General features: G+C 63.2%; 23 protein-coding genes. 7 read left to right on the forward strand and 16 right to left on the reverse strand.

Translation table 11 applies throughout. The features are described 5' to 3' along the window. The first annotated feature begins 44 nt into the window (after positions 1-44). Both DMH01_RS41450 and DMH01_RS41455 read left to right on the forward strand, forming a co-directional pair. Complete coding sequence (locus tag DMH01_RS41450; protein ID WP_125684827.1) at positions 45-395, forward strand: transcriptional regulator; 351 nt, start codon at positions 45-47, stop codon at positions 393-395. 198 nt (positions 396-593) lie between these two features. Next, a complete protein-coding gene (locus tag DMH01_RS41455; protein ID WP_125684829.1) occupies positions 594-1,508 on the forward strand; it encodes a helix-turn-helix transcriptional regulator in 915 nt (304 codons plus the stop codon). A gap of 31 nt (positions 1,509-1,539) precedes the next feature. Here the strand turns inward: DMH01_RS41455 and DMH01_RS41460 are convergent, their stop codons facing one another. The 14 genes from DMH01_RS41460 to DMH01_RS41525 form a co-directional block, all read right to left on the reverse strand. Continuing rightward, entirely contained in the window at positions 1,540-2,421 is an 882-nt protein-coding gene (locus tag DMH01_RS41460) for a nucleoside triphosphate pyrophosphohydrolase family protein (RefSeq protein WP_125684831.1), read from the reverse strand. Beyond that, on the reverse strand, positions 2,421-3,161 hold the full coding sequence (locus tag DMH01_RS41465; protein WP_125684833.1) for a C1 family peptidase: 741 nt from the start codon (positions 3,159-3,161) through the stop codon (positions 2,421-2,423). The genes DMH01_RS41460 and DMH01_RS41465 overlap by 1 nt, the downstream gene beginning before the upstream one ends. Beyond that, positions 3,158-4,513, reverse strand: a complete 1,356-nt coding sequence (locus DMH01_RS41470; protein ID WP_125684835.1) for an ImmA/IrrE family metallo-endopeptidase — start codon at positions 4,511-4,513, stop codon at positions 3,158-3,160. Before DMH01_RS41470 ends, DMH01_RS41465 begins: the two co-directional genes overlap by 4 nt. Beyond that, complete coding sequence (locus DMH01_RS41475) at positions 4,510-4,959, reverse strand: helix-turn-helix transcriptional regulator (protein ID WP_125684837.1); 450 nt, start codon at positions 4,957-4,959, stop codon at positions 4,510-4,512. Before DMH01_RS41475 ends, DMH01_RS41470 begins: the two co-directional genes overlap by 4 nt. Continuing rightward, on the reverse strand, positions 4,943-5,341 hold the full coding sequence (locus tag DMH01_RS41480) for a holo-ACP synthase (protein WP_255432183.1): 399 nt from the start codon (positions 5,339-5,341) through the stop codon (positions 4,943-4,945). The genes DMH01_RS41475 and DMH01_RS41480 overlap by 17 nt, the downstream gene beginning before the upstream one ends. Further along, positions 5,341-6,219 carry a hypothetical protein gene (locus DMH01_RS41485; protein WP_125684841.1) on the reverse strand — a complete coding sequence of 293 codons (879 nt, stop codon included), beginning with the start codon at positions 6,217-6,219 and terminating at the stop codon, positions 5,341-5,343. Before DMH01_RS41485 ends, DMH01_RS41480 begins: the two co-directional genes overlap by 1 nt. Continuing rightward, complete coding sequence (locus DMH01_RS41490; RefSeq protein ID WP_125684843.1) at positions 6,216-6,623, reverse strand: acyl carrier protein; 408 nt, start codon at positions 6,621-6,623, stop codon at positions 6,216-6,218. The genes DMH01_RS41485 and DMH01_RS41490 overlap by 4 nt, the downstream gene beginning before the upstream one ends. A 43-nt stretch (positions 6,624-6,666) precedes the next feature. Beyond that, entirely contained in the window at positions 6,667-7,257 is a 591-nt protein-coding gene (locus DMH01_RS41495; protein ID WP_125684845.1) for a hypothetical protein, read from the reverse strand. 27 nt (positions 7,258-7,284) lie between these two features. Next, positions 7,285-8,328 carry a nucleotide kinase domain-containing protein gene (locus tag DMH01_RS41500; protein ID WP_158633295.1) on the reverse strand — a complete coding sequence of 348 codons (1,044 nt, stop codon included), beginning with the start codon at positions 8,326-8,328 and terminating at the stop codon, positions 7,285-7,287. A 290-nt stretch (positions 8,329-8,618) separates the two neighbouring features. Continuing rightward, entirely contained in the window at positions 8,619-9,074 is a 456-nt protein-coding gene (locus DMH01_RS41505) for a hypothetical protein (RefSeq protein ID WP_125684846.1), read from the reverse strand. Beyond that, the gene (locus DMH01_RS43770) at positions 9,067-9,522 is read right to left on the reverse strand and encodes a PadR family transcriptional regulator (protein ID WP_370323611.1); all 456 of its coding nucleotides are present in this window, start codon (positions 9,520-9,522) and stop codon (positions 9,067-9,069) included. Before DMH01_RS43770 ends, DMH01_RS41505 begins: the two co-directional genes overlap by 8 nt. Positions 9,523-10,099: 577 nt before the next feature. Then, on the reverse strand, positions 10,100-10,960 hold the full coding sequence (locus DMH01_RS41515) for an aldo/keto reductase (RefSeq protein ID WP_125684850.1): 861 nt from the start codon (positions 10,958-10,960) through the stop codon (positions 10,100-10,102). 483 nt (positions 10,961-11,443) lie between these two features. Then, complete coding sequence (locus DMH01_RS41520) at positions 11,444-14,596, reverse strand: tetratricopeptide repeat protein (protein WP_125684852.1); 3,153 nt, start codon at positions 14,594-14,596, stop codon at positions 11,444-11,446. After that, positions 14,593-15,309 carry an NUDIX domain-containing protein gene (locus tag DMH01_RS41525; protein WP_125684906.1) on the reverse strand — a complete coding sequence of 239 codons (717 nt, stop codon included), beginning with the start codon at positions 15,307-15,309 and terminating at the stop codon, positions 14,593-14,595. The genes DMH01_RS41520 and DMH01_RS41525 overlap by 4 nt, the downstream gene beginning before the upstream one ends. A 603-nt stretch (positions 15,310-15,912) precedes the next feature. Here DMH01_RS41525 and DMH01_RS41530 point away from each other — a divergent pair. Continuing rightward, positions 15,913-16,935 carry an LLM class flavin-dependent oxidoreductase gene (locus tag DMH01_RS41530; RefSeq protein ID WP_125684854.1) on the forward strand — a complete coding sequence of 341 codons (1,023 nt, stop codon included), beginning with the start codon at positions 15,913-15,915 and terminating at the stop codon, positions 16,933-16,935. A 76-nt stretch (positions 16,936-17,011) separates the two neighbouring features. Continuing rightward, on the forward strand, positions 17,012-17,671 hold the full coding sequence (locus tag DMH01_RS41535; protein ID WP_125684856.1) for a S1 family peptidase: 660 nt from the start codon (positions 17,012-17,014) through the stop codon (positions 17,669-17,671). Here DMH01_RS41535 and DMH01_RS41540 read toward each other — a convergent pair. Next, positions 17,668-19,041: a hypothetical protein gene (locus DMH01_RS41540; RefSeq protein ID WP_125684858.1), complete on the reverse strand. Its 1,374-nt coding sequence runs from the start codon at positions 19,039-19,041 to the stop codon at positions 17,668-17,670. The genes DMH01_RS41535 and DMH01_RS41540 overlap by 4 nt on opposite strands. 61 nt (positions 19,042-19,102) lie before the next feature. Further along, the gene (locus DMH01_RS41545) at positions 19,103-19,447 is read right to left on the reverse strand and encodes a hypothetical protein (RefSeq protein ID WP_125684860.1); all 345 of its coding nucleotides are present in this window, start codon (positions 19,445-19,447) and stop codon (positions 19,103-19,105) included. A gap of 102 nt (positions 19,448-19,549) precedes the next feature. Between DMH01_RS41545 and DMH01_RS41550 the strand changes: the two genes are divergently transcribed. From DMH01_RS41550 to DMH01_RS41560, 3 genes are read left to right on the forward strand one after another with little or no spacing between them, the layout of a single operon-like run. Continuing rightward, positions 19,550-20,707: an acyl-CoA dehydrogenase family protein gene (locus DMH01_RS41550; protein ID WP_125684908.1), complete on the forward strand. Its 1,158-nt coding sequence runs from the start codon at positions 19,550-19,552 to the stop codon at positions 20,705-20,707. Beyond that, the gene (locus DMH01_RS41555) at positions 20,704-21,870 is read left to right on the forward strand and encodes a CaiB/BaiF CoA-transferase family protein (RefSeq protein WP_125684862.1); all 1,167 of its coding nucleotides are present in this window, start codon (positions 20,704-20,706) and stop codon (positions 21,868-21,870) included. The genes DMH01_RS41550 and DMH01_RS41555 overlap by 4 nt, the downstream gene beginning before the upstream one ends. Before the next feature lie 47 nt (positions 21,871-21,917). Beyond that, positions 21,918-22,757, forward strand: coding sequence for an LLM class F420-dependent oxidoreductase (locus DMH01_RS41560; RefSeq protein ID WP_199745829.1), 840 nt, complete (start codon positions 21,918-21,920; stop codon positions 22,755-22,757). Positions 22,758-22,849 lie beyond the last annotated feature (92 nt).

Here is a 22,849-nt window from a genome sequence, read left to right on the forward strand (position 1 = left end):
CTCCGACGACCCGGCTCTCATGAGCTGACGAGTGGTGAGCAGTGATGCGGCCAACACGCCCTGCGGTTCCGTCCTCCCACCGCGACCTCGACCCGCTTCTCCTCTTGCCGGTCCGCCTGTTCGTGATGTGCCTCCTCTCCGACCTACGCTGGTACGAGGACGCGGTTCTGGCAAACGCACTGCGAATCAAGCCGCACTCCGTCGCTCGCCATGCGGAGCTCCTCGCCGCGGCCGGCTATGTGTCTATCCGGGTCGCTGGTCGCCGTACCAAGATGCGTCTTACCCCGCTTGGACTCGACCGACTGACCGGACACGTAACTGCCCTCCAAGCGGTCGCTGGCACAGCCGCGCAACTCGTCACTACACGACACGGCGCTCCTCGTTCGCCGACGTGACGGCTGATCACTTTTCCTCGAAACCGCACGTCTCATGGCCGGTTCACAGCCGACGTGACGGGCGCGAAGCACGCCGCCGCAGCCGTCATACGCGATGTTTCCGCAGGTAATCCGCTATCTCGCGCCGTCACGGCGCCTGTGACGACCCAAGCCCCCGTGGGACGGCCCGCCCCCGCAACGACCTTTGAGCAGGAACCGGTGAAAGCGAAGAAGACTCCGCAGCTGTCGACCGCAAAGCAAAGGGAGATCGGCGCCGAGCTACGGCGAATCCGCATGCGCGCCGGCTACCTCGCAACCGACATGAGCCGCATGCTCGGCTGGCCAGCCTCCACCATCTCGCGCCTGGAAAGCGGCCTCCGCAACTACCAAGCCGGTGACATCGCCATCTACCTCGCCCGAGCGAAAGCCACCCCACAGGAGCTCGACGAACTAGTAGCACTAGACCGCCTCCCCGACGACGGCTACCAGGTCAGAAGCCACCCCAATGACTTTCCCGACGGCCTTCCACTCATCAAGGTGCTCGACACCTGCAGCCAGTCCATCACGACCTACAACCCTGTCGAAATCCCGCGGCAACTCCAGATCGAGCCCTACATCCGCGAAGCCTTCATAAGGAAGGGGCACGAGGACGGCCACGCCCTCGACACAGCAGTGCGTACGCGCCTCGCCAGCCAGACAGCATCCCTCCGGTCACCAGGCCCCTTCACCTTCTACCTGCACGAAGCCACTCTGCTCGGGCGCCCTAAAGAACCCTCCGTAAAGCACGAGCAAGTGCTGCACCTGCTGATCACGTCGTCGCTGCCCCATCACCACATCCACCTCGTACCCGATCACTTCGCTCTGGCCAGCCTCCAGACCGGTTTCGCCCTGTATCGACACGATCAGCACCTTCCGCTCGTTCACCACCAACAGCCCACAACCAGCCTGTTCCTCGAGAACGATGATGACGTCGCCTTCTACGCAGGTCAGCTTGAACGCGTCGCCAACGAAGCTCTAACTTGCCAACAAACCCGTGACTGGCTCACCAATCACCTGACCGAGCTCGAGTTGGAACTTGATCACCGGCATCGCGAGCCGAGCATCTTTCGTCCAGATCAATTACGCCGGTCGTGAGTTGAGGTAGTAGAGCAGGGGCACCAATGGATCACTCTCGGCTATAGTGGAGACTTCGACGGTTCAGATCCAAGCGAACTACCCCACCACGGTTTTCAACAAGGCTGCGAAATGCCTGGTAACCAAATAGAATCGCGTATTCCCAGTCCTGGTTAGAACGCCGTGAGACCTCGAGGTGAGACGTCATCGCTCGGCAAGCCTTAACGATCTGAGTCGGGATCATTTTACTGGTACTGAAGTAGCTGTGCGCCCGCGCCGCAGAAAATACATAGGCGCTGACGCCTTCCTCGACGGCGATCGCACGGCCTCCGTCTTGAACTCTGTCCACGTCGCGGTCTGTGGCGCGCTTGACCTTTAAGAGACTGCGCATTACGGGCGACCAGCCAAGGACCGCCATGTAGGCAAGGTGGAAAACGTCGTGGTAGCGGTAGTCATCGTCGTCGTCACTGTTGTCGTCGAGGGGGTCTCCGATACTGCTGGTACCTCGGTGGATTCGGACGACGCGGACTGGCTTAGTGCCGCGATCCTGCGCGAGCGTTTCGGTAAAGGTCACGTCGAGCAGGCGCGGTAATTGCTCGTGATCAGGCAGGTGCTCGTCGAAGAGCGAGTGAGGGAGAGGCGTGGCGGGCCGGAGGAACCGCTCGCGAGCCTTTCGAGCATTATCCTCGAGGATCTCTTCGAGAGACAAGCCGCAACGCCGGGCCAGCGCTGTGGCGTACCAGAACAAATCTCCGAGCTCTTCGCTCACTTCTTCGGGGAATGCTCGGTAGCCAGTGTGGTCACGCTGGTTCTTCTTGTATTCAGCGACCAGACTGCCGATCTCGCCCGCCAGGCCGAGCATAGGAAGGACCAGGTCGTCCGGTGCGAGGACATCGGTTTCGGCGACGGCGCGCTCGTAGTCGGCTAAATTCATCACCTTTCCACCTCGACTACTGCTGCTTGCACCACGAAGGCGACCAGGTACGCGATCGGCAGCCAGCAGTAGCCGCCGAGACCCCAGTGCTCGCCCCAGCTATTGCGGATGAGCAGCCGCCGTCCCCGTTGGGAATCGGTCGCTGCGCCGACACACAGGACAGCGTGGTACCCGCCTTCGTGAACACGGATGTTGGGCAACTCGACGTGGCCCTCATCGTCGGGAAATGTGAACTGCTCGGTCACCTCCGCGACGAGAATGACGGGGATCCCAGCCGCAAGGGCGTCTTCGAGCGGATCTTCGACACCGTCGTGTACAAGCGGTATTTCTCGAACGATCGCCCGATGCCATGGTGGTGTACCGGCTGCCGGTGGCGGGGGTTCGGTACTGATGCCCAGGCCGGGGTTGTAAGGCCAGTGCGCGAGGGTGGCTTGCCCGATGTCGGCCGCGGCTGCAGCTGCATCGGTCAGCAGCATGCCGTGACTACCTGTCTGGTGACGCTGGGTGCAGGCCCACCAGACCGCTTCCGGCGCACGCGGATCTGGCGTCGAGCCATTGCGCGCTCGTGCGGCTTCGTGGCCACCAGAGACGGCAAAAGCCACGCATAGAGGACGTGCGCCCTGAGCGATGATGACCGGGTCCAAGTACTCCCGAAGATCAACGTCGGGACGCGCTGTAGAGGCGGCGAGGCGGGCGACTCGTGCGGCGGGCCCGTGGTCGGCAGCAGAGGGGGCGGTCATCGTTGCGGATCGTTCCGTGCGGTGGGATTGTCGCCGGTGTCGTCGGAAAGATCCACCTGCAGCAGCCGGCGACGGTTCGCGAGTTCGGGCTGGGGCTCGACGGTGGCTTCCACCGTGAACGTCGCGGCTGCCGGATGATCGGGCTCGTGTGGTGCCGCGTAGTGCAGCACATATGTGAAGTGGCCCTCCGCCGTTGCCCGCAGGGCAAGCCAGCGCCGTCCAGTGGCCCCAATCCGTGGTGTCCGGGTATTCGGAAGGCTCGTCCTCTCATCCTCCGACGCCAGATCGACGGGGCGGTCGGTCGTGGCAGGTGGGACCGGAACGCTCCCAGCGATGGTGCGACGGTGTCGGACGACCTCGCGAGCGTCGCGATCGTCACTGTCGGCCTGGTGGTCGTCGAAGACGACCACCAGTGCACCGCCTTCGGGACTTGCATTCGGCTTGTCTGTGGGTTTCGGATCGTCTGTGGGCTGAGGTGACCGAGGAAGTAAGGCGAGGGCGGCGTTCACGTCTGCGGCCGTTCGTCGCGAGGGGCGCGAACTGGCCGAGACGGCTGGTGGGGTCCTCGGGCCGGCGAACGGCGGCGGCGCGGGACGAGCCCGGATGTCCGCGCGGCGCCGGTTCGCGGTCTCGTCCAGCCAGCGGAAACCGGTTGTCCGGTTCTCTGGAAGTGCGATCACGATCTCGTCGTCGACCGCTATGTCGATGCTGTGATGCATAGCCCGTTCGTCGACTGGCCAGACGTCTGCACGGCCGTCTTGGGGCCGGTGCCCGTGGGCAAGCTGTTTCTTGATTTTCAGTGGAGGCACCTCCAGCAAGGCTTCGCGGGTGTGTCCGGTGATGAGCCGGAGGTTGCCGAACTGTCGTACGGCGGCCTCGTAGCTCATCCGCATGTCCCGCGCCATCAGATAGGCCACCACGGGGTCAGGCGGCCTGCTGGCTGTCACTCCGTAACGGCTTGCTGTTCCGTGGACGAGCGACGGCGGCATCATGAAGTAGGACGCGAATAACTGTGCGAGCCGTTCTCGCTCGAGGGTGCCGGACCCGAGCACATCGGCCTCGGTGTCGAAAGCCGTGGGGTTGTGGTCAAGTACCCAGTGAGCGATCTCGTGCGCTGCGGTATAGCGCTGGATCGTCGGCGGCCGCTGAGAGGTGAGCATCATCCCACCTTCCGGCAGCATCACCCCCAGCAATGATTCGAGCGGCTGGAACACAAGCCACAGGTCGAGCCGAGCCACGGCTGCGAAGACGTCCACCGGCCGGTCCTGATCGACGTTCAACTCCTCGAGCAGGCTCGCCGCTGCTTGCAGCGCCCGCCTGCGACGGCCGACTCCTGGGGACGGTGCCATCATGGCGCTGAGGCTCCTGGACCGGGACGCGGTCCTCGTGCGAACGAGGGCGGTGCCTGACGACGGCCGGGGCCCGACGGAGGACCGTCCGCGGTCGCGAGAAATTGCGCGAAGCGCAGCACTTGCTCTTTGTCCCCTTCGGACAGTTCCGCCGTGGCACGGTAGAGCGCAGAGTCCACCTCGGCAGCTGAGTCTTCCTCTCCCAGCAGCCACTGCACGCTCCGGCGGTACAGTCTCGCCAGCCGCCGTAGCTCCAGCGCTGTCACGTTGCGGCGGCCGCCCTCCATCGCGACGACACTCGTGCGCGGTATGCCGAGAACCCCAGCGACGTCATCCTGGGTCAATCCCAGTGTCTCGCGTCCGATGCGCAGCTGTCTCCCGACAATCTCTTGCTCGGTCGGTTCCTGACCGGCGTAGCTGCCGGTCTGCGCGTTACTGGTGTTGTCCATGGGGTCCGTTTCCTACTCCGATGACGAAGGCGAGGGCCCAGCGGTCCTCGTGGCTGAGTGAAACCGACCAGGTGTCAAGCCGCATGTCGAGAGCTCGCGTTTCGGCGGGGCCGTGCAGCAGCAGCGAGGGCGCCTGCCCTTCGTGAGCGACGACTTCGACGTCCAGCGGGCTGACGCGGCCGATGCCGCGGTCCAGCGCCTTCATCGTGGCCTCTTTCGCTGCCCACCGTGTCGCCAGCCGTTCGGGGCGACCGGCGCAGTACTCGCGCTCTGCTGCGGTCCACGAGCTTTCCAGGAACTCTGTTCCGGATAGCTCGATCATCCGCTTCAGTCGTTCTACGTCGACTATGTCGACCCCGGTCCGGAGCAGTATCGCAGTCATCACGCTGCGCTCTCGGAGCGGGCTGACGCGATCAAGGCTGCGACTCCACGCTTGCCACCGGCGAATGTCTCCTCGGTATCGGCCAGTGTGGCCAGTACAGCGAGTTCGCCGACTTCGAAGCCGGTCTGCTGGGCTAGGAACGCCAGCAGTCGGGCCAGGCCGAGCATGTTCCCATAGGCTTTGGTGATCAGGTACTGGTGGCGGTAGACCGCCACCATGCTTAGCCTGCCGTCGAGCAGCGTCAGGTCGATGTGCACTAGACAGGGGAAGCCTCGTTGTCTGGTGTCGTTCACGGCGTAAACCTGGACCCCCACGTCGTCCAGTTCTAGACGCTCGATCGCCGATGCTTCTGCCTCTCCGCCGATCGCGATGTCGGATAGGTTGTAACTCCGGTTCCCTTGCCGTCGCTGGCTGCGCAGGTACTTCACTCGGGCAGCCAGCTGGTTCACCCCTCCTGCTTCTTTGCCGGGCCAGCTGATCATGCGGCCGAAGTAGGTTCCACGCGGATTGCCGTGTGCTGTGCGGAGCAGGCCCAGCATCCCACTGTAGGCCTCGTAGAGGTCGCTCGCGGCCGCGTCCAGTACGGCGGTCTGACCCGCGTCCAGATCAGGCGACCACATAAGGCCAGTGTCGCGATAGAGGTCGTGCGGGAAGATCGTGTTGGCAACCGTTTCGGCTCGCTGAACGCTGGTTCCTCGACGTTTGCCAGGTGTCAAGGTCCTGTCGATCGCCGCGCGGATGGCGCGCGGCTCCGGGGCCAGCGGCTCCGCCACGGTGGTTAGCACGTTGGTCCGCCGTCCACCCTCGGCATGCACCAGTTCGAGCGTGCGCAGCCATGCCTCGCCAATGTTGTCGGCGGGTTCGACGAAGTCACTCATGCCGCACCTGCGTTCGCTGTCGGGGCGATGGATTGTCGGATCAGCGCGGCGACGGTGCCGACGCTGCGCAAGCTCTCGTCTTCGACCTCTGAGAGCCGGACGAGGTGTCGACCAAAGGCTGTGCCGACCCTCGAGATCACCCAGACTGCGGTCATGCTGTCGAGCGCGAGCGTGCCGTCGGTGTGCTGGGCGCCAGCAGCGACTTCCTGCACCGATTGACGCCGAAGGCATGCCAGCATGCGGAGGACTTCTTCGCAGAGCTCGTCTCTGCTCATTGCTTGGAGGGCGATCGGGTCCAGGGCGATGTCGCTCGGCTGGAGATCGACGTCGGGAGCACTCGGGACTACGCCGGACGACGGGAAGAACAGCGGAGCACCGAAAGCACCCATTGTGTTCTCTGTCATGACATCAGTGTCGGATAATCTGACATTCCTGTCAAGGGAGTCGTCACTCGACGAGCTGAAGGCCGCGGAGCCGTGACATCAAGAAGTCTGTCGTCTCGCCTGCGGTGCCGGACGGCACCTCCATCGTGATCGAGCCGTAACGCTCGGCGAGCTGCGCATAGCCGTGACGAACTACGTCTCGGTTGAGCTCATCCCGTTCGAACGGCGTAGTGAAGAGGAAGACGACGTCTGCTGGCTGCCTCAACCAGATCGCATCGATCATCCCGAAAAACGCCCGTTCGCTGACGCCCAGCTCCGCGAGGCGTCCGCCATGCCAGCCGTAGGCGACTGTCGACCACCACCAGCGGTCAAGCACGACGCCACCCCTCTGGCGTGCGTCGGCCAGTGCTGCGATGTTCTCCGCATGACAGGCCATATGTAGTAGCTGCCGTGCCAACGGCGACGTAATCGGATCCTGTTCGGTGATGCCGTAGATGCGCTCGGTCAGTACCGTGAGACCTGACGGCATGTGCGCAAAGGTCGGGTGTGGCCCGGCCCAGTTCTGGGCACGCAAGCGCTCGATCTGAGTGGACTTACCGCTTCGATCCAAGCCTTCCAGAACCACGAGACATCCGGGGCGCAGATGTGGCTTCATCCATCCTCCCCGGATTTGTCGGCAGGGTCAGGTTCGCAGGCCCCACTTCGGAGGGAACCACGCGTCTACCGGCTCAGGCACGGGCTCGAAGAGCTGCTTGATCCGACTACGACCGCTGTGACCTGCTATCTCAGGGTGAGCTACGCGGGCGTACTTGTCCACCTCGCAGAACAAGTTCTGGCAGTCGATCAACTGCAGCGGGCGACCGAACAAGCCCGCGAATCTGAGTCCCAAGCGCTCGAAATGCTCCTGCTGATGGTCAGCCATATAGCTGATGATCTCGGCTTCGATGCCATCCGAGGCCGGCCCAAAGCACTTGCGGATCCCATCGCGAGCGCCAGGTCCGGGGATCACGAACTCCATCTCATCGAAGTCGAAGACCGCGGAGTAGTTCAGGTCGATAGCGAACTGGTAGCCAAGAAAGTTGCCCATCGCTGGGAAGGATTGCAGGATCTGGAAGGCGGCACGCAGCGATCCACCGTCGGCGATCCGGGTACCCAAATCACCCATCATCATCAGTTCCAGCAGCCGCAGATGGTTGCTGTGCTTCCGGTCCGCCTCGAGTCTAGGGGGTGGCACAACATATGCTGCGGAGTACAGCCTGTGACCACTGGCGAATGCGCGGCTGAGTACCTCGTCATACGCGGGATAGTCGAAGTTTTCCCACGAGATCTCACCGAACGCGTCTCGAAGTAGCTCCCAGGTAGACACTCGGTTGAACAGCTTGAACAACAGCGTGCGAAATACCACTTCCTCGAGCTGCTGCGATCCCTCGTACGAGACATGCCGGATCAAGTACTGGCTCACCCGGTCCGCAGCCCGGTAGCAGTTGGTGAACCGGTGGCGTAACAGGATCGGGTCGTCGGTCCATGGGCCCGACTCGCCGGCCAACCGGGAAAGGTAGACAGCTTGCCGCTTCGCGGCGAATCGCCAATAGGTATCGAAGACCACAGTGGGGCGCAGGGTTCGCCCGGCGATCCGGACTTCCGGATACTCCGCCTGCGGAATATCGACGGCCTTCAGAGGACGCGACAGCGCCCGTTGATGTCCTGTGGCCGTGATAGATCCCATGACTGAGCGCCTCCTGCAACCGAGGTGACGCGATTCGCGCCACACGTCACACTATACTTGCGAGCGAAGAAATGATACGGACACGGTCGTCGACCGTGTCCGGCAACCACTACGCCACTGAAGTCGTGCCGCAGCCGCCGAGCTGACGACAGGATCGGAGACCGCAGTCGCCGTTCGCTTGATCGCAGAGCGCGTCAGCCCGACCGACAGTTAGTTATGACCTACGATGAAAAGCTTAATCACGGGCGCCTCCACTGGCGCGTTCTGAGCGACCGAGTCGACGCTAGTGATCACCTTGACTGCCGATGACGAGCGGCAACATAAACAGAAACCGAAATTGCAATTCCTGGCCAATTCTTCTTAGCGACACGAGACGGCGCTTCCTTAAGGATGCGATAAACGTACGAATTGAACTTATCCGGATCCCTCAGGTGGCCCATCAATTCAGCCCGAAGGTTGTCGTTTTCCAATTCATTCACCAGGTAAATGAGGACAGTCCGCCTCTTGTCAACTCGGCGCGCCTGCAATCCATCAAAGATCGCCGTTTCAAACTGTTCGCCAACCCAGAAGGGGCGCTGCAGTCTTGGCATCGCATAGAGTTCAGCGATTAGTTCTTTTCGTCGCTCGTCATTCTCCGGGTAAAGCAGCACTGTAAGGCGAAGCACGAGACCGGGCGCGATACTGAAAATAACTATCGCAAGGAGCAGAACACCGGGCGCGCCAGCCAGCTCTATAAGTTCAGTCACAGGCCGACCTCAAGCCGAGGCGTTTCCAGTCGAACTGCAGTCCGGGTCGGGGCTGGATACCCCTGAAGCGTGGATCACTCTGCGCAGAGACAAGAAGAGCGCCGAGCGCTTGCCGCCCCCTGTCAGTCAATAGGTAGTACCGCCGCGGCCGTCGCTTTGTCGCCTCGTCTGCCGACTCCCAACCGTCTTTGACCCATCCTTCCTCCAGCATGCGCCGGAGGATTGGGTACATCACGCCCGACCGGACGCCGGACTGGCGGCTGAGGGCGTAGCCCCACTGGCGATCGTCAGGATTCGCCATTATGGCCACCGCGACTTGAACGAGAGCGTGCGTTACTCGCATGACTCGTACTCTACATAGGTCTTCCGTAGATCGCCACCCCGGCGCGGCTGATTGCACCCCGGTGCCATCAGCAAACCCGCCCCCGCCGACCTGCGCGGCATCCATCCGTCACGTGGGTCGTTCGGGGCCGATCAGGATCGCAACCGACACGCCACCCTCTCCGTGTCGCCGGCAGCACTGCAAGTGATCTCTGGTTCTTACCCACTTCTGGGTGGCCGATGACGACGGTCTTCACCAAGTCGACTGCATCCACACCGCGCAGGGCCTCGGCCACGACCGCGGAGTCATCATCCTCAACCCAACCTCGCCCGCCGCAGCAACCGCTGGGTGGCCGTCCCCGAGACGAGCGAGGACCCGGTCATCCCGACGACATCGACCTACCACTACCTACGCCCTGGTGGCGACACACCTACTGAGTATTCGCCACCCGGGCGAGCCTAGGCTGCCGGCATTACTCGGCCGACGCGAACACCCAGGAGTTCCTGCCTAGCCCTGAATACCTCCTAAGAGAGCCCCTCGTGATCGCACTGCATCACCCGCAGCCACCGCCAACCACTCGCGTGTCTCGCCGCGGCACCCCTCAACGCCGGTGTCGTCGACCACTAAAGCGCCTTTGCGCTTTCGAGCCAGCCAAAGCCGGAAACCCGACGGGCATCGTAACCGCTGAGAGTTGATCCCCAGCTCACAAGTCACGATCGAGTCCCCGAATAATTTCTCTATATCTATTGATTACGTCACTGTCAAGATTAACATCTAAGGCATCAACTAAATCACGAAGATGCTCAACACTACTCGTGCCAACGGTTAGACAATCTACGACTGGAAGCTCATACGCCGCACGAAACGCCGCTTGCGCAGGAGTGCAATTCTGGTCGCGACCTATAAATGGCAGAGTATTTTGGACGTTCCATGCAGGATGTCGTCCATTTCCGCCAAAAGGGCTCATTCCCCACGTCGTGAAGGTAGTGGATCTTACACTTTTGACAAGTGCTTCACTTGCACTGAGTATAGGCGCAGAAACGCTCAGTCCCGCTCGCACCATGAGCACTTGCGGCTTCGGCAGAAGGTCGTCCGCAGGAAGTGTGTCCTGGATCACTCTAGGATCCCAAGTGGAGATACCCCATGAATGACACAAGCCAGCACGAGTAGCATCGACCAGGACCGAGCAGGCTGCGGCGAGACACTGGAATCTTTCCATAGGCGCGAGACGGGAGAGCGTGCGCTCGGGGTTATGCAATAACACCGCGCCAGGAACTACATTGAGCTCGTCAACAGAGACCAAAATAGCATCGCGCAGCCGTCCGATATCGAGAGAGTGTTCAACGCCGTTAATTCCTGGAAAAAAGCCGACCTTTGTAGAAATAGAGAACTCCGTCAGGAGGCTTCCAAAGCGGCTCGAAAGGGTTCTATGCGAGGAAAAATTGCCGTAGTTAAACGACGTATCAAGACTTCGAATACCGAGATCCAGTGCAGTTTCAAGCAGCTTCCGGTCAGGCAAAGATCGATATAGGCCGATAGAAATTCGCCGTTCACTCCTGCGCATATCCCATCCTTAATTAGCACATTTGCGAACGGGTAAATATAATCCGATTTTACCGCTAACCGACTCAGATTGCCTGGATCAGCTGAGGAGATCAAGCGCAAGACGGAGAGGGCCTTACTGTGGATGCAACCTGCTTGCCTCCTGTCGGAAAGAAGTAGGCCTTGCAACATGTTCGTCCTCTTCTTCAAGTTAGAGTTATTTCCAATTCGGATAGTAAGAATCACCCCCAGCGCCATTGTCTTCATTATCCGAATGGTTAAGATCAGAACGATTGCGGATAGTTGCAAGTTCCTCAATGGCAATAATTAGGGTATTGCACCTTTTCATGTCTCGGTCGCCATGTCTTCCAGCTGAGGCTTTCTCATTTGAGAGCGAAGATAGACTCGGCCAGTCAGAATCTGATAGACCCGAAGTTTCCTGCTTGTGATCCGCCATGGCGGGCACCATCCCTCTTGAGAGATTAATTAAGCTGACTTAGATGTACTATTCATCCGCGATCTCAGGCTTCACAAACTGGGGATCGGCACCCGCAGACGGAGTTATATCACTGGACCACTGCTGATCAAAATAGAATTTCGCTAGGTTTCCCGCTTCAGAAGAACCAAGGTTTCTATACATTCGAAGCGCCTCGTTCAGAAATTTTCGGCCTCGATACGGGTCCCCTTCCTGAATTAGACACCGTCCCATTCCTTCGGAAGCGCGAGCAGTTTCGAGGAGTGCTCCTATCTCGCGGGCTTGCGTCAGGGCTTTGCCGTGAAACTTCATTGCCTCTTCATAAAATGACCGACTAAGTGACAGGCGACCCTGGCAATTGAGGGCGTTGGCTTGGCCGAGACGGTCGCCGATGGCGAGGTAGATGGCGTGCGCCTCGGCGAGAGTGTCCGTGGCAGCACCGAGATCACCGAGTGCGTGTTGTACTCGACCGAGGTTCTTGAGGGCGTTGGCTTGGCCGAGCCGATGGCCAAGGTCGACGTAGATGGCGTGCGCCTCGGCGAGAGTGTCCGTGGCAGCACCGAGATCGCTGGTCAGTTGTTGTACTACCCCGAGGCGGTTGAGAGTGTGAGCTTGGCCGAGACGGTCGTCCAGGTCAACGTAGATCGCGTACGCCCTCGCAAGTGCGTCAGTCGCTGCCGGATAGTCACCAGACAAACGGGGGGCCAGACCTAGATGCATAAGAGTGTGGGCTTGGCCAGGAAGCTCATTTAGATCAACGTAGGTCGCGTAGGCATTTGTGAGGGTGCTCGTTGCGGAAGGGTAATCGCCGGTCAGTTGTTGTACTACCCCGAGGCGGTTGAGAGTGTGAGCTTGGCCGAGACGGTCGTCCAGGTCAACGTAGATCGCGTACGCCCTCGCAAGTGCGTCAGTCGCTGCCGGATAGTCGCCAACGAGGCGATGCATAAGACCAAGATGATAAAGTACTTCGACTTGGCCGGGCTGGTCGCCGAGCGCTAGATAAATGACGTTCGCCGTGCGGTGGATGTCAAGCGCCTGTTGCCAGGGGCCGTGTAGGCGCATATGGGACCCAAAAGAGGAAAATAGCAATAGGGCCTGACGTGGACGATCATGATTGGCGGCATAGTTGAAACAACTCGCCAGGTTTACACTCTCACGGTTCATCCATTCTTTAGCTAGAAGCTCGGATGACATGTCTGAATGCTGGAAGCGAAGACCCGTGCCGGGCAACTTAGGATCCGGATCGGATCCCGGAAGCTTCTCACTCGCAAGGTTCGCCACATAAATATAATAGTTTATCAGCCTATCGATTATTGGCGCTCGTTCGGCTGTCGGGACGAGGTTTCTCGCAAAATCTCGAATTAGATCGTGGAAGCGATAACGACCTGGGGCGATTTCTTCTATTAGATGGTCAGCATGCAAAGATTCGAGATCATTCTCTACTTTTGCCAATTCAGCGCCATCTAGTGCCGCCGTTGAGTACGCGTCGAAATCGTCACCAATATGAATTCCGAGGTTGCGAAATGTTTTACGCATATCCAAGGGAAGGTTGCGATACGAAAGGTCAAACGCGGTCTCTACAGCTACGTTTTCTGCGCGCAGGTGGGTCAGGCGGTCCACTGTCGCACTCACCTTGGTTACCAGGTAAGGCAAGGTCCATGATGGGTGGTGCCGCAAGCGTCCGGCCAGCAAAGTGATTGCCAGTGGAAGATGGCCGCATAGTCGCACCAGCTCCCTTACGGCATCGGTGTTGTCCTCTTTGGTCCCGGAAATTCTGATAAACAATGACATTGCTTCATCAGTTGGGAGGGTTTTCATCGCAATTGCCCTCGCGTCTTCGATCGCTTCAAGGCGACGTCGGCTAGTGATGATGACGAGACAGCTTTTGGAAGCAGGTAGCAGGTTTCTAACTTGATCATGACTGGACACATCGTCCAGTAGAATAATTGCAGACTTTCCCGCCATTTTACTTCGCCATAGAGCTGCGCGGGAGTCGACATCTGCCGGCATTGAATCTGCATCCGTTCCAGTTGCAAGCAAGAGCGAAGCTAGGGCATCCTCTGGGCTAACGGGAATTTGCCCCGAAGTGTGCCCATGGAGAGGAATAAACAACTGACCATCTGGGAATTGGGTGGCGAGCTTATGTGATGCATGTATAGCAAAGGCAGTCTTGCCCACTCCTGCCATTCCGTCGATGATGCAGATGTTCGACGAAGATATGGAAATTGCTTCGCCATGAATGGACGCAAACTGTGCCAGAAGCTGAAATTCCAGTTCGCGGCCAACAAATGTACCTATATCGCGCCTCATGGTCAGTGCTGGAGCGACTAGTTTGGCTGCCGTGGATGGATTGAGATTGTCAACTGGCTGCATGGCTTTGGGCCGGAACGCGACCGACGGCGATTCCAGTCCGTGATGGGTGAGTAGTTCGTACGCAAAGGCTGCAGCATGTGCGGCGGCGACCGGCTGCCAACGGGCATCGGCGTTCTCGGTTTTGCCGGAGAGTAGGTCAGAGATGCCGCGGACGACGAGGGCGTCGACGCGATTGTTGACGTAGGCGCCGTGAAGGAACCCGTTGCCTTCCATCTCCACGGCGACGGCGTCGCCGCAGTTCTGATCGAGCAGTTTCGCAATGGCGGAGCCACTGGAGGCGACGACCTTGCCTCCAGTGGCGATCGGCTTCACCACCGCTGTCGGGATCCGCTTGGGGCATCCAGGCCGGATCCGCTGTTGCCACCGCCCACGACGGGCAACGAATCCGGCGAGTTGCACCAAGGCGTGAGAAGGGGCGTTGGTCTTGATCCTCGGCAAAAATCCGTTGCCTGCGTCCTTGCCGGACTCGTAGTCGTAGATCACATCTCCAACCACCACGTCGCCAAGGGCGACGTCTTTACGACCCCCGGCGACTCCGACGAAAAACACCACCTGAGGGGCGAACGTGGCGATCGCCCGCTCCAACGCCACTCCCGCGACCGAGTTGCCGGGGCCGGTGCGCACCAGCACTACGCGCCAATGCCCACGCACGGTTGGGAAAGTGCCGACTTCGTAGACGGTGCCGCGTTCGCGGTGTATTTCGATCGGCTCGATTAGGTGGGCGCGGCCGGCCTCGTATTCGAGGTCGATCGCGGTGCAGATCACCGCCACCCCGCGCATCTGCTCGTGAGTCCCCGGAGCCTCTGTCACCGTGCTGGTCCTCTTAGCTGGCTGCGTCCAGCCCCTGAGCGCGCGGAGTGGTGACGCAGGATCGCCGGGATCAACCGTTCCGCTGGCCCACGCCGGTACAGGGCCGCAGCACGGCCCCCACTTCGGATCGTGCGTTCCCCCGTGGGAATCAGGAAATCCTCAGCGCCGGTGACTTTGCGGCGGAAGTTACCAGGATGCAGGGCGTGGCCCCACACGGTTTCATAGACCTCGCGCAGCTCAGCGACAGTGAACTCGTCCGGACAGAACGCGGGTGCAAGGGTTGTGTCCTCGAGCTTCGCGCGAGCACGCTCGACGGCGTCGGTGAGGATCTGGTGGTGGTCGAACGCCAAACGCTCAGGCTCGGCGAGAAGCTTTCCAACTGGTATCCAATGCGCGGAGCGGGCGTCGCCGCCAGCGCTTGGCAGTGGCAGGTCAGGCATGAGCGCAAGGTAGGCGATAGACACGACCCTGCCGCGCGGGTCCCGGTCAGGGGCACCGTAAGCGCCAAACTGCTCGATGTGTAGCTTGTCGGCGTCTAACCCGGTCTCCTCTTGAAGTTCCCTGGCCGCCGCTGCGGAGAGGTCCTCGTCTTCGACGTACCCGCCCGGCAGTGCACACGCTCCCTGGAACGGGGGGGTCCCACGTTCCACGGTCAGCACCTGCAGCTGCTTGTCGCGGACAGTGAGTATTGCCAGGTCGACGGCGACGGCCATGACGAACGGTGTCGAAAGTTCCAGGGACACAACCAAAGCCTACCTTAAACTCACCTTGACGAAAAGGGGTGACAGCTCTACCGTTGCCACCACGCCCATAAGACTCAGAGTGAGACAAAGGGTTGAAGACAGCCTTGTCGCGCACTGCGGCCGAGTAGCATCAGAGGAGAACATCATGACTATCTTGTGCTCACTCAGATCCCTATGTTGGCTCGTCGTGTGGAGCGTGCTCGTCGGCGTCATCGTCGGCGCACTCGCCGTCTAGTTCGGTGACGTAGCGCCGACATTAACGGTCACGATCACCACGCGGCCCATCGACACCGGAGCCTCGCTTGCTAGGCCGATTTGCTGAACCACCTGGTCGAGCACCCATGAAATACCGGCGAGTAGCCACCGAACGGGCGTTGGCACCAAGGACTTAAACTGCTGAACGTCACATCAGCCAGAGGCGTGTGGATAGTGAACAACTCGCCCCTCGGACACACGCAGTACCCTACGGGGTGAGCGGATGGTCACAGCGACCGTCCGCTCTTTTGCGTTGTGGGGCCTCTGCAGGTCGACCAGCCGGGGAATCAAACCCGGTCACCGGGCGCTTACACGTGCGTGAAGAAGATTGGTTTCCTGTCCTTCGGCCACTGGTCGCCGAGCGCGCACTCCGAGACGCGGTCCGCCGCCGACTTCCTCCATCAGTCGATCGACTTGGCCGTCGCGGCCGAGGAACTCGGCGTGGACGGCGCGTACTTCCGGGTGCACCACTTCGCGCGGCAGGCGGGCAGTCCGTTCCCGTTGCTGTCGGCGATCGGGGCGCGGACGTCGAAGATCGAGATCGGGACCGGCGTGATCGACATGCGCTACGAGAACCCGATGTACATGGCCGAGGAGGCGGGCGCCGCCGACCTCATCTCGCGCGGCAGGCTCCAGCTCGGGGTCAGCCGGGGATCCCCGGAGCAGGTGATCGACGGCTGGCGTTACTTCGGTTACGGGCCGGCGGAGGGGCAGACCGTCGCGGATATGGCCCGGCAGCGCACCGAGGTCTTCCTCAAGCTGCTCGACGGCGAGGGGTTCGCGCAGCCGAATCCGCGGCCGATGTTCGCCAACCCGCCGGGGCTGCTGCGGCTCGAGCCGCATTCGGAGGGGTTGCGCGAGCGAATCTGGTGGGGTTCCAGCTCGAACGCGACCGCGGTGTGGGCGGCGGAGCAGGGCATGAACCTGCAGAGTTCCACGCTCAAGGACGACGAGACGGGCGAGCCGCTGCACGTTCAGCAGCGCAAGCAGATCGAGGCCTACCGCGAAGCCTGGAAGGAGGCCGGCCACTCGCGCGAGCCGCGGGTGTCGGTCAGCCGCAGCATCTTCGCGTTGACCAACGACCTGGACCGCGCCTATTTCGGCCGCGATCGGGACTCTCGGGACCAGGTCGGCATGATCGACGAGACGACCAGGGCGATCTTCGGGCGGTCGTACGCCGCCGAGCCGGACGAGCTGGTGCGGGCGCTCAAGGAGGACGAGGCGATCGAGGCCGCGGACACCCTGCTGCTGACCATCCCGAACCAGCTCGGCGTCGAGTACAACGCGCACGTGCTGGAGAGCATCCTCGAACACGTGGCACCGGAGCTCGGCTGGCGCTGAGAATGCGCGATTCGGCGGATGGGCCGGGGCGTTCCGCTCGTTACGATCGGGACATCCCCGGCCATCGGAGGGCCCCGTGAGACTGCCCCGATCCCTGTCCTGCCTGGTCCTGGCCCTCGGTCTGGCCCTGCCGTCGACCGCGCATGCGAGCGCTCCCGCCCCGCTCGGCGGCGGGAGCGTGTTGCAGAGCAGCGCGGCGACGCGGTGCACGGCCGGATTCGCCGCCGTCTCGAGACAGACCGGCTACCTGATCGCGAGTTCCGCCTGCGGCAAACCCGGTGACACGATCCGCAGCGCGGGCCGGGTGGTCGGGGTGGTCGTGGGCGCCCAGACGCCGCCGACCGGCGCGATCGTCATCCGCGTGACCAACACGACCGACTGGCGGCTGGTGGGCTCGATCCCGCCCACCGACAGCCGCGTCACGATCACCGGTTCGGTCGAAGCCCAGGTCGGCGCGTCGGTGTGCAGGTACGGCGCGACCACCGGCTGGCACTGCGGGATCATCCAGGCGAAGAACCAGTCGGTCACCTTCCCCGAGGGGACGCTGACCGGCCTGACCCGGACCTCCGTGTGCGCCGAGCCGGGTGACCACGGCGGTCCGTTCGTCAGCGGGACGCAGGCGCAGGGAGTGCTGGTCGGCGGCAGCGGGAACTGCTCCAGCGGCGGCACGACCTACTTCTACCCGGTCAACCGCGTCCTGTCGGCCTACGGGCTGACGATCCTCACCGGTCCCTAGAACGGCAGGACCCTCGGATACGGGGGAGGGGAGTGCCGTGCGAACGCTGGTGTGGTCGTCACCCGGGCTTCGCCGACGGCGTCGAAGATCGTCTGGTGTTCCGGCGCGAGCTTGCCCGCTTCGGCGTTCAGCGCGGCAGGCCCGCTCGACGGCCAGTTTCCGGCGTCCAGCCGCCGCTCCAGCGTGCGCAGGGCGGTGATCTCCTCGGACGCGGTGAACACACAGTGACCAGCGCGGTTCACGAACAGCTGCCGGAGATCGCCGCCCGGCCCGACTCGCTCGGCGTAGGCGCGTTCGTGCGCCGCCGGCGCGGTGCCGTCCGCGACGGTGTGCATGGTCAGCACCGGGACCGGCGTGCCTCCCAGCGGCAGCCCGAACTTCGCCAGATAGCCTGCCGCGGCCGGATCGGGCGTGACTCGCGGCGCCTTCGCCAGCCTTTCGAGGTCGACGTCGAGATCGAGCCCTGCCTCCGCGTAGGCCCGTTCGACCAGCGGCCGCTCGCCTGCCTTCGCGAGGATCCGCCGGTAGTCGACGCCCACGTTCCAGCTCGGGTTGCCGCCTGCGCGCTCTTCCAACGCGACTCTGTCGATGCCGAACGCGCCGGCGCGATAGAAGCGATCCCAGACGCCTTGCCAGAAGACCTGATCGGCGACAGCCGTCGGCCGGGGCCGGGTGGCGTCGAACCAGCCGGGGATTTCGGCCAGCGCGTTCGCCAGGGCGAGCCGGGCTTGGCCTTGAGGGTTCGCGGTGGCGGCTTGCACCGCGTTGGTGAACCGGCCCACGTTGGCCGCGGGATCGGTGATCCGCACCAGTTCCAGCCGCGCGTCGAGCAGCGTGTTCAGCGCGTATCCGAGATCGAGACCGGAGTTCCAGTGCGCGGCCCCGCCGGCGAGGTTGCCGCAGAAGGTCATCAAACCGGTGAACCGGTGCGGGTTCCGCTCGGCGAGCAGGGTCGCGGTGATCGCCCCGATCGATTCGCCCGCCGCGATGGTCCGGCGCGCCGGACCGACGGTGCGGGAGAACCAGTCGTGCAACCGGGTCTGGTCGGTCAGCGCCTCTTCGATCGACCAGCCGCGCACGGTCCGGTACTGGGACGCGGCCAGCGCGTACCCCTGCTCCAGCAGATAGGACTCCGTTGTGGGCTGTGAGGTCAGCGCGATCCGGTCCGGCTCCGGAAACGCCAGGGAGTACATCCCGTGACTCCACAGTATGAGCGTGCCGTTCCAGTTTTCCGGCACCAGCACCAGATAGCGCGCGCCTTCGAGTGAGCCCTCGTACCTGGTGACCGGGACGGCGGCCGTGGCGCGCGGAACCAGCAGCCCCAGAAAGATCGTCAGCAGGGCCAGGAAAACAAGACCACGTCGGGCCATCACGACCACCCCCGGGACTCATCCTTCGCCGCGAGGGGTGCAGTGTCGAGGTCCGCTCGGCCTAACTGAAGAGGACCGAGCGCAGGAGGAGCCTGTCCGAGCCTCGGCCGCCGAAGGGGCGAAGCGAAAAGTAGGAGTCGCTCTTGCAGTCGTCGTCCAAGAACACCACCGCCGTGGAGTCGGTGTCGTTGCGCGGACGGAACGCGTCGACGTCCCAGTCGGCTATTTCGGGAATCTCTATACATTCGCCGCTCGGCGGGTCCACCAGGGTGCCGATCTGGAGCTCTTCGTTCTCGTCGTAATAGCGGTAGGTGAATTCGCCTTCGGCGGCGGAGGCCGTCGCGGGAATCGTGAAGCACAGGGCGACGGCACTGGCCATGGCGAGGAAAGCGGTACGTGTACGCATGGGAACGACGCTAGGCCGAAGATCGAGATCTCCGATAGGCCTCACGGCCGGATCCACTCGGGGAGGTGGACCGGAGTCCGGCCGGTGATCGATAGTGAGGGCATGTACACCGGCAACCCCGACGTCCCCGACGACGTTTTCGCGGACGTTCTCGGCCAGATCGACGACTTCGTCCGCACCCGCGTGATGCCCCGCGAGCTGGAGATCATGAGCACGGACGCCATCCCGGCCGATCTGCGCGCGCAGGCCGCGGAGATGGGCTTGTTCGGGTACGCGATCCCGCAGGAGTGGGGCGGGCTCGGCCTCGATCTGGTGCAAGACGTCGAGGTGGCGATGACGCTGGGTTACACGTCCTTGGCGTTGCGGTCGATGTTCGGGACGAACAACGGGATCGCCGGGCAGGTGCTGGTCGGGTTCGGCACGGACGAGCAGCGGGCGCGGTGGTTGCCGGGTATCGCGTCGGGTGAGGTCGTCGCGTCGTTCGCGCTGACCGAGCCGGGCGCCGGATCGGATCCGGCCGGTCTGCGGACCAGCGCGAAGCCGGACGGCGACGGCTGGGTGATCGACGGCGGCAAGCAGTTCATCACCAACGCCACCGAGGCGGGGTTGCTCGTGGTTTTCGCGCGCCTGGGCGACGGCATCGCGGTGTTCCTGGTGCCCGCGGACGCGCCGGGCATCACGGTCGGGGCGAAGGACGCGAAGATGGGGCAGGAGGGTTCGCGTACCGCGGACGTGACGTTCTCGCAGGTCCGTGTCGGGCCGGAGGCACTGGTCGGCGGGGACGGGGAGGTCGGGTACAAGGCGGCGATGACGTCGCTTGCGCGCGGCCGGATCCATATGGCGGGCCTGGCGGTGGGGACGGCGCAGCGGGCACTCGACGAGTCGGTCTCGTATGCCGCGACGGCGACCCAGGGCGGGACGCCGATCGGGGATTTCCAGCTGGTGCAGGCGATGCTCGCCGATCAGCAGACCGGTGTGCTCGCCGGCCGGGCGCTCGCTCGGGAGGCCGCCCGGTTGTATGTGACGGGAGAGGACCGGCGGATCGCGCCGTCGGCCGCGAAGCTGTTCTGCACCGAGATGGCGGGGAAGGCCGCGGACCTCGCGGTGCAGGTGCACGGAGGCAGCGGCTACATGCGCGAGGTCGCGGTCGAGCGCATCTACCGTGACGTCCGGTTGATGCGGCTGTACGAGGGCACGAGCGAGATCCAGCGGCTGATCATCGGCGGTGGCCTGGTGCGGGCCGAGAAGAAGAAGGCATGACCAGGCCACTCGACGGGGTCACCGTCGTCGCCATCGAGCAGGCCGTCGCCGCCCCGCTGGCCACGCGCAACCTCGCCGATCTCGGCGCGCGGGTGATCAAGGTCGAACGCGTCGACGGCGGGGATTTCGCCCGCGCCTACGACCATGCCGTACACGGCAGCGGCGCGCATTTCGTCTGGCTCAACCGGGGCAAGGAGTCGCTCGCCGTCGACCTCAAGACCGCCGAAGGCCGTGACGTCGTCCGGCGGCTGGTCGCGAAGGCCGACGTGTTCGTCCAGAACCTCGCGCCCGGCGCGGCGGAGCGGCTCGGTTTCGGTGATCCGCGGGCGGATCACCCGGAGCTGGTCGTGGTGAACCTGTCCGGATTCGGGGCGGGCGGGCCGATGGAGCAGCGCAAGGCCTACGACATGCTGATCCAGGCCGAGGCCGGGCTCATCGCGATCACCGGTACCCCGGACGCGCCGGCGAAGACCGGGATCCCGACCGCGGACATCGCGTCCGGGATGTATTGCGCGCAGGCGGTTTTGGCGGCGTTGCTGCGCCGCTGGCGTACCGGTGAGGGCGCGACGATCGAGGTCTCCATGCTGGAGGCCACCGTCGAATGGATGGGCTACGCGCTCAACACCCGGATGTACGCCGGAACCGAGCCCGAGCGGATGGGCCTGAGCCACAGTTCGATCGCGCCGTACGACGCTTTTCCCACGCGCGACGGCCAGATGCTGATCGGTGTCCAGAACGACACCGGCTGGCGCACTCTCGTCACCGATGTCCTCGATGCGCCCGAACTCGCCGACGACCCTCGCTTCACCACGAACGTGCAACGCGTGGCCCATCGCGCGGAATGCGACGCCGCCGTCGCGGCCAGGACTTCGCGATGGTCCAACAGCGAACTCGACGAACGGCTGGCCGCGGCCGGGGTTCCCGCCGCCCAGCTCAAGGACGTCGGCCAGGTCGCCGATCATCCCCAGCTGCGGGCCCGTGATCGCTGGCGCAAGGTCGGCACCGAATTCGCCAGGATCGACGCTTTGCTGCCGCCGGTGACGTTCGACGATTTCGAGGCGTGCATGGGCGACGTCCCGGCGCTGGGCGAACACACGCGAGCTTTGCTCGTCGAGTCCGGAGTGGACGCCGACGACTACCTTCGCCGCGGTATCGCCGGCTGAAATCAAGTCCGCGCGACTGGAGGAACTCCAGGTTTACGATCAAGATCATGCGATTCGCCATCAAGACTTCGCCGCAGGACACCGTTTGGTCCGACATGCTCGCCGTCTGGCAGGCCGCCGACGAGATCGAACTCTTCGAATCGGGCTGGACCTTCGATCACTTCTATCCCATTTTCTCGGATTCGACCGGTCCGTGCCTGGAAGGGTGGGTCACCCTCACCGCGCTCGCGCAGGCCACGAAACGGCTCCGGCTGGGCACGCTGGTCAGCGGGATCCACTATCGCCACCCCGCGCTGCTCGCGAACATGGCCGCGACACTGGACATCGTTTCCGGCGGACGACTGGAGATCGGTGTCGGCGCGGGCTGGAACGAGGAGGAATCCGGCGCGTACGGCATGGAACTCGGCACCATCAAGGCACGCAGTGACCGGTTCGAGGAAGCCTGCGAGGTGCTCGTCGGACTGCTGACCCAGGAGACCACCACGTTCCAGGGCGAGCACTACCAGCTGACCGACGCCCGCTGCGAGCCGAAGGGTGTGCAGAAGCCGCATCCGCCGATCTGCATCGGCGGCAGCGGCGAGAAGCGGACCCTGCGCACGGCCGCGAAGTACGCCCAGCACTGGAACTTCGTCGGCGGCACGCCGGAGGAGTTCGCGCACAAGCGCGAGGTGCTGCACCGGCACTGCGCGGACATCGGCCGGGATCCGAGCGAGATCACCTTGTCCTCGCACGTCCGGCTCGGCACGGACGGTGACTACGCCAAGGTCGCCGCGGACGTCGAAGCCCTCGGTGAAGTGGGCCTCGACCTGGCGATCATCTACCTGCCGCCGCCGCACACCCCCGCCGTGCTGGAGCCGCTCGCGAAGGCGCTCGAGCCGCTGCGCTGAGAGCCCCGGAGGCCGGCCGGGGAGCGATGGCCCGTTGCGGAACCGGCCGGTCTCGCTATACGGTGACAGAACTAGAACAGGTTACAGTTCTG

It is taken from the genome of Amycolatopsis sp. WAC 04182 (assembly GCF_003947465.1).
Taxonomy (GTDB): domain Bacteria; phylum Actinomycetota; class Actinomycetes; order Mycobacteriales; family Pseudonocardiaceae; genus Amycolatopsis.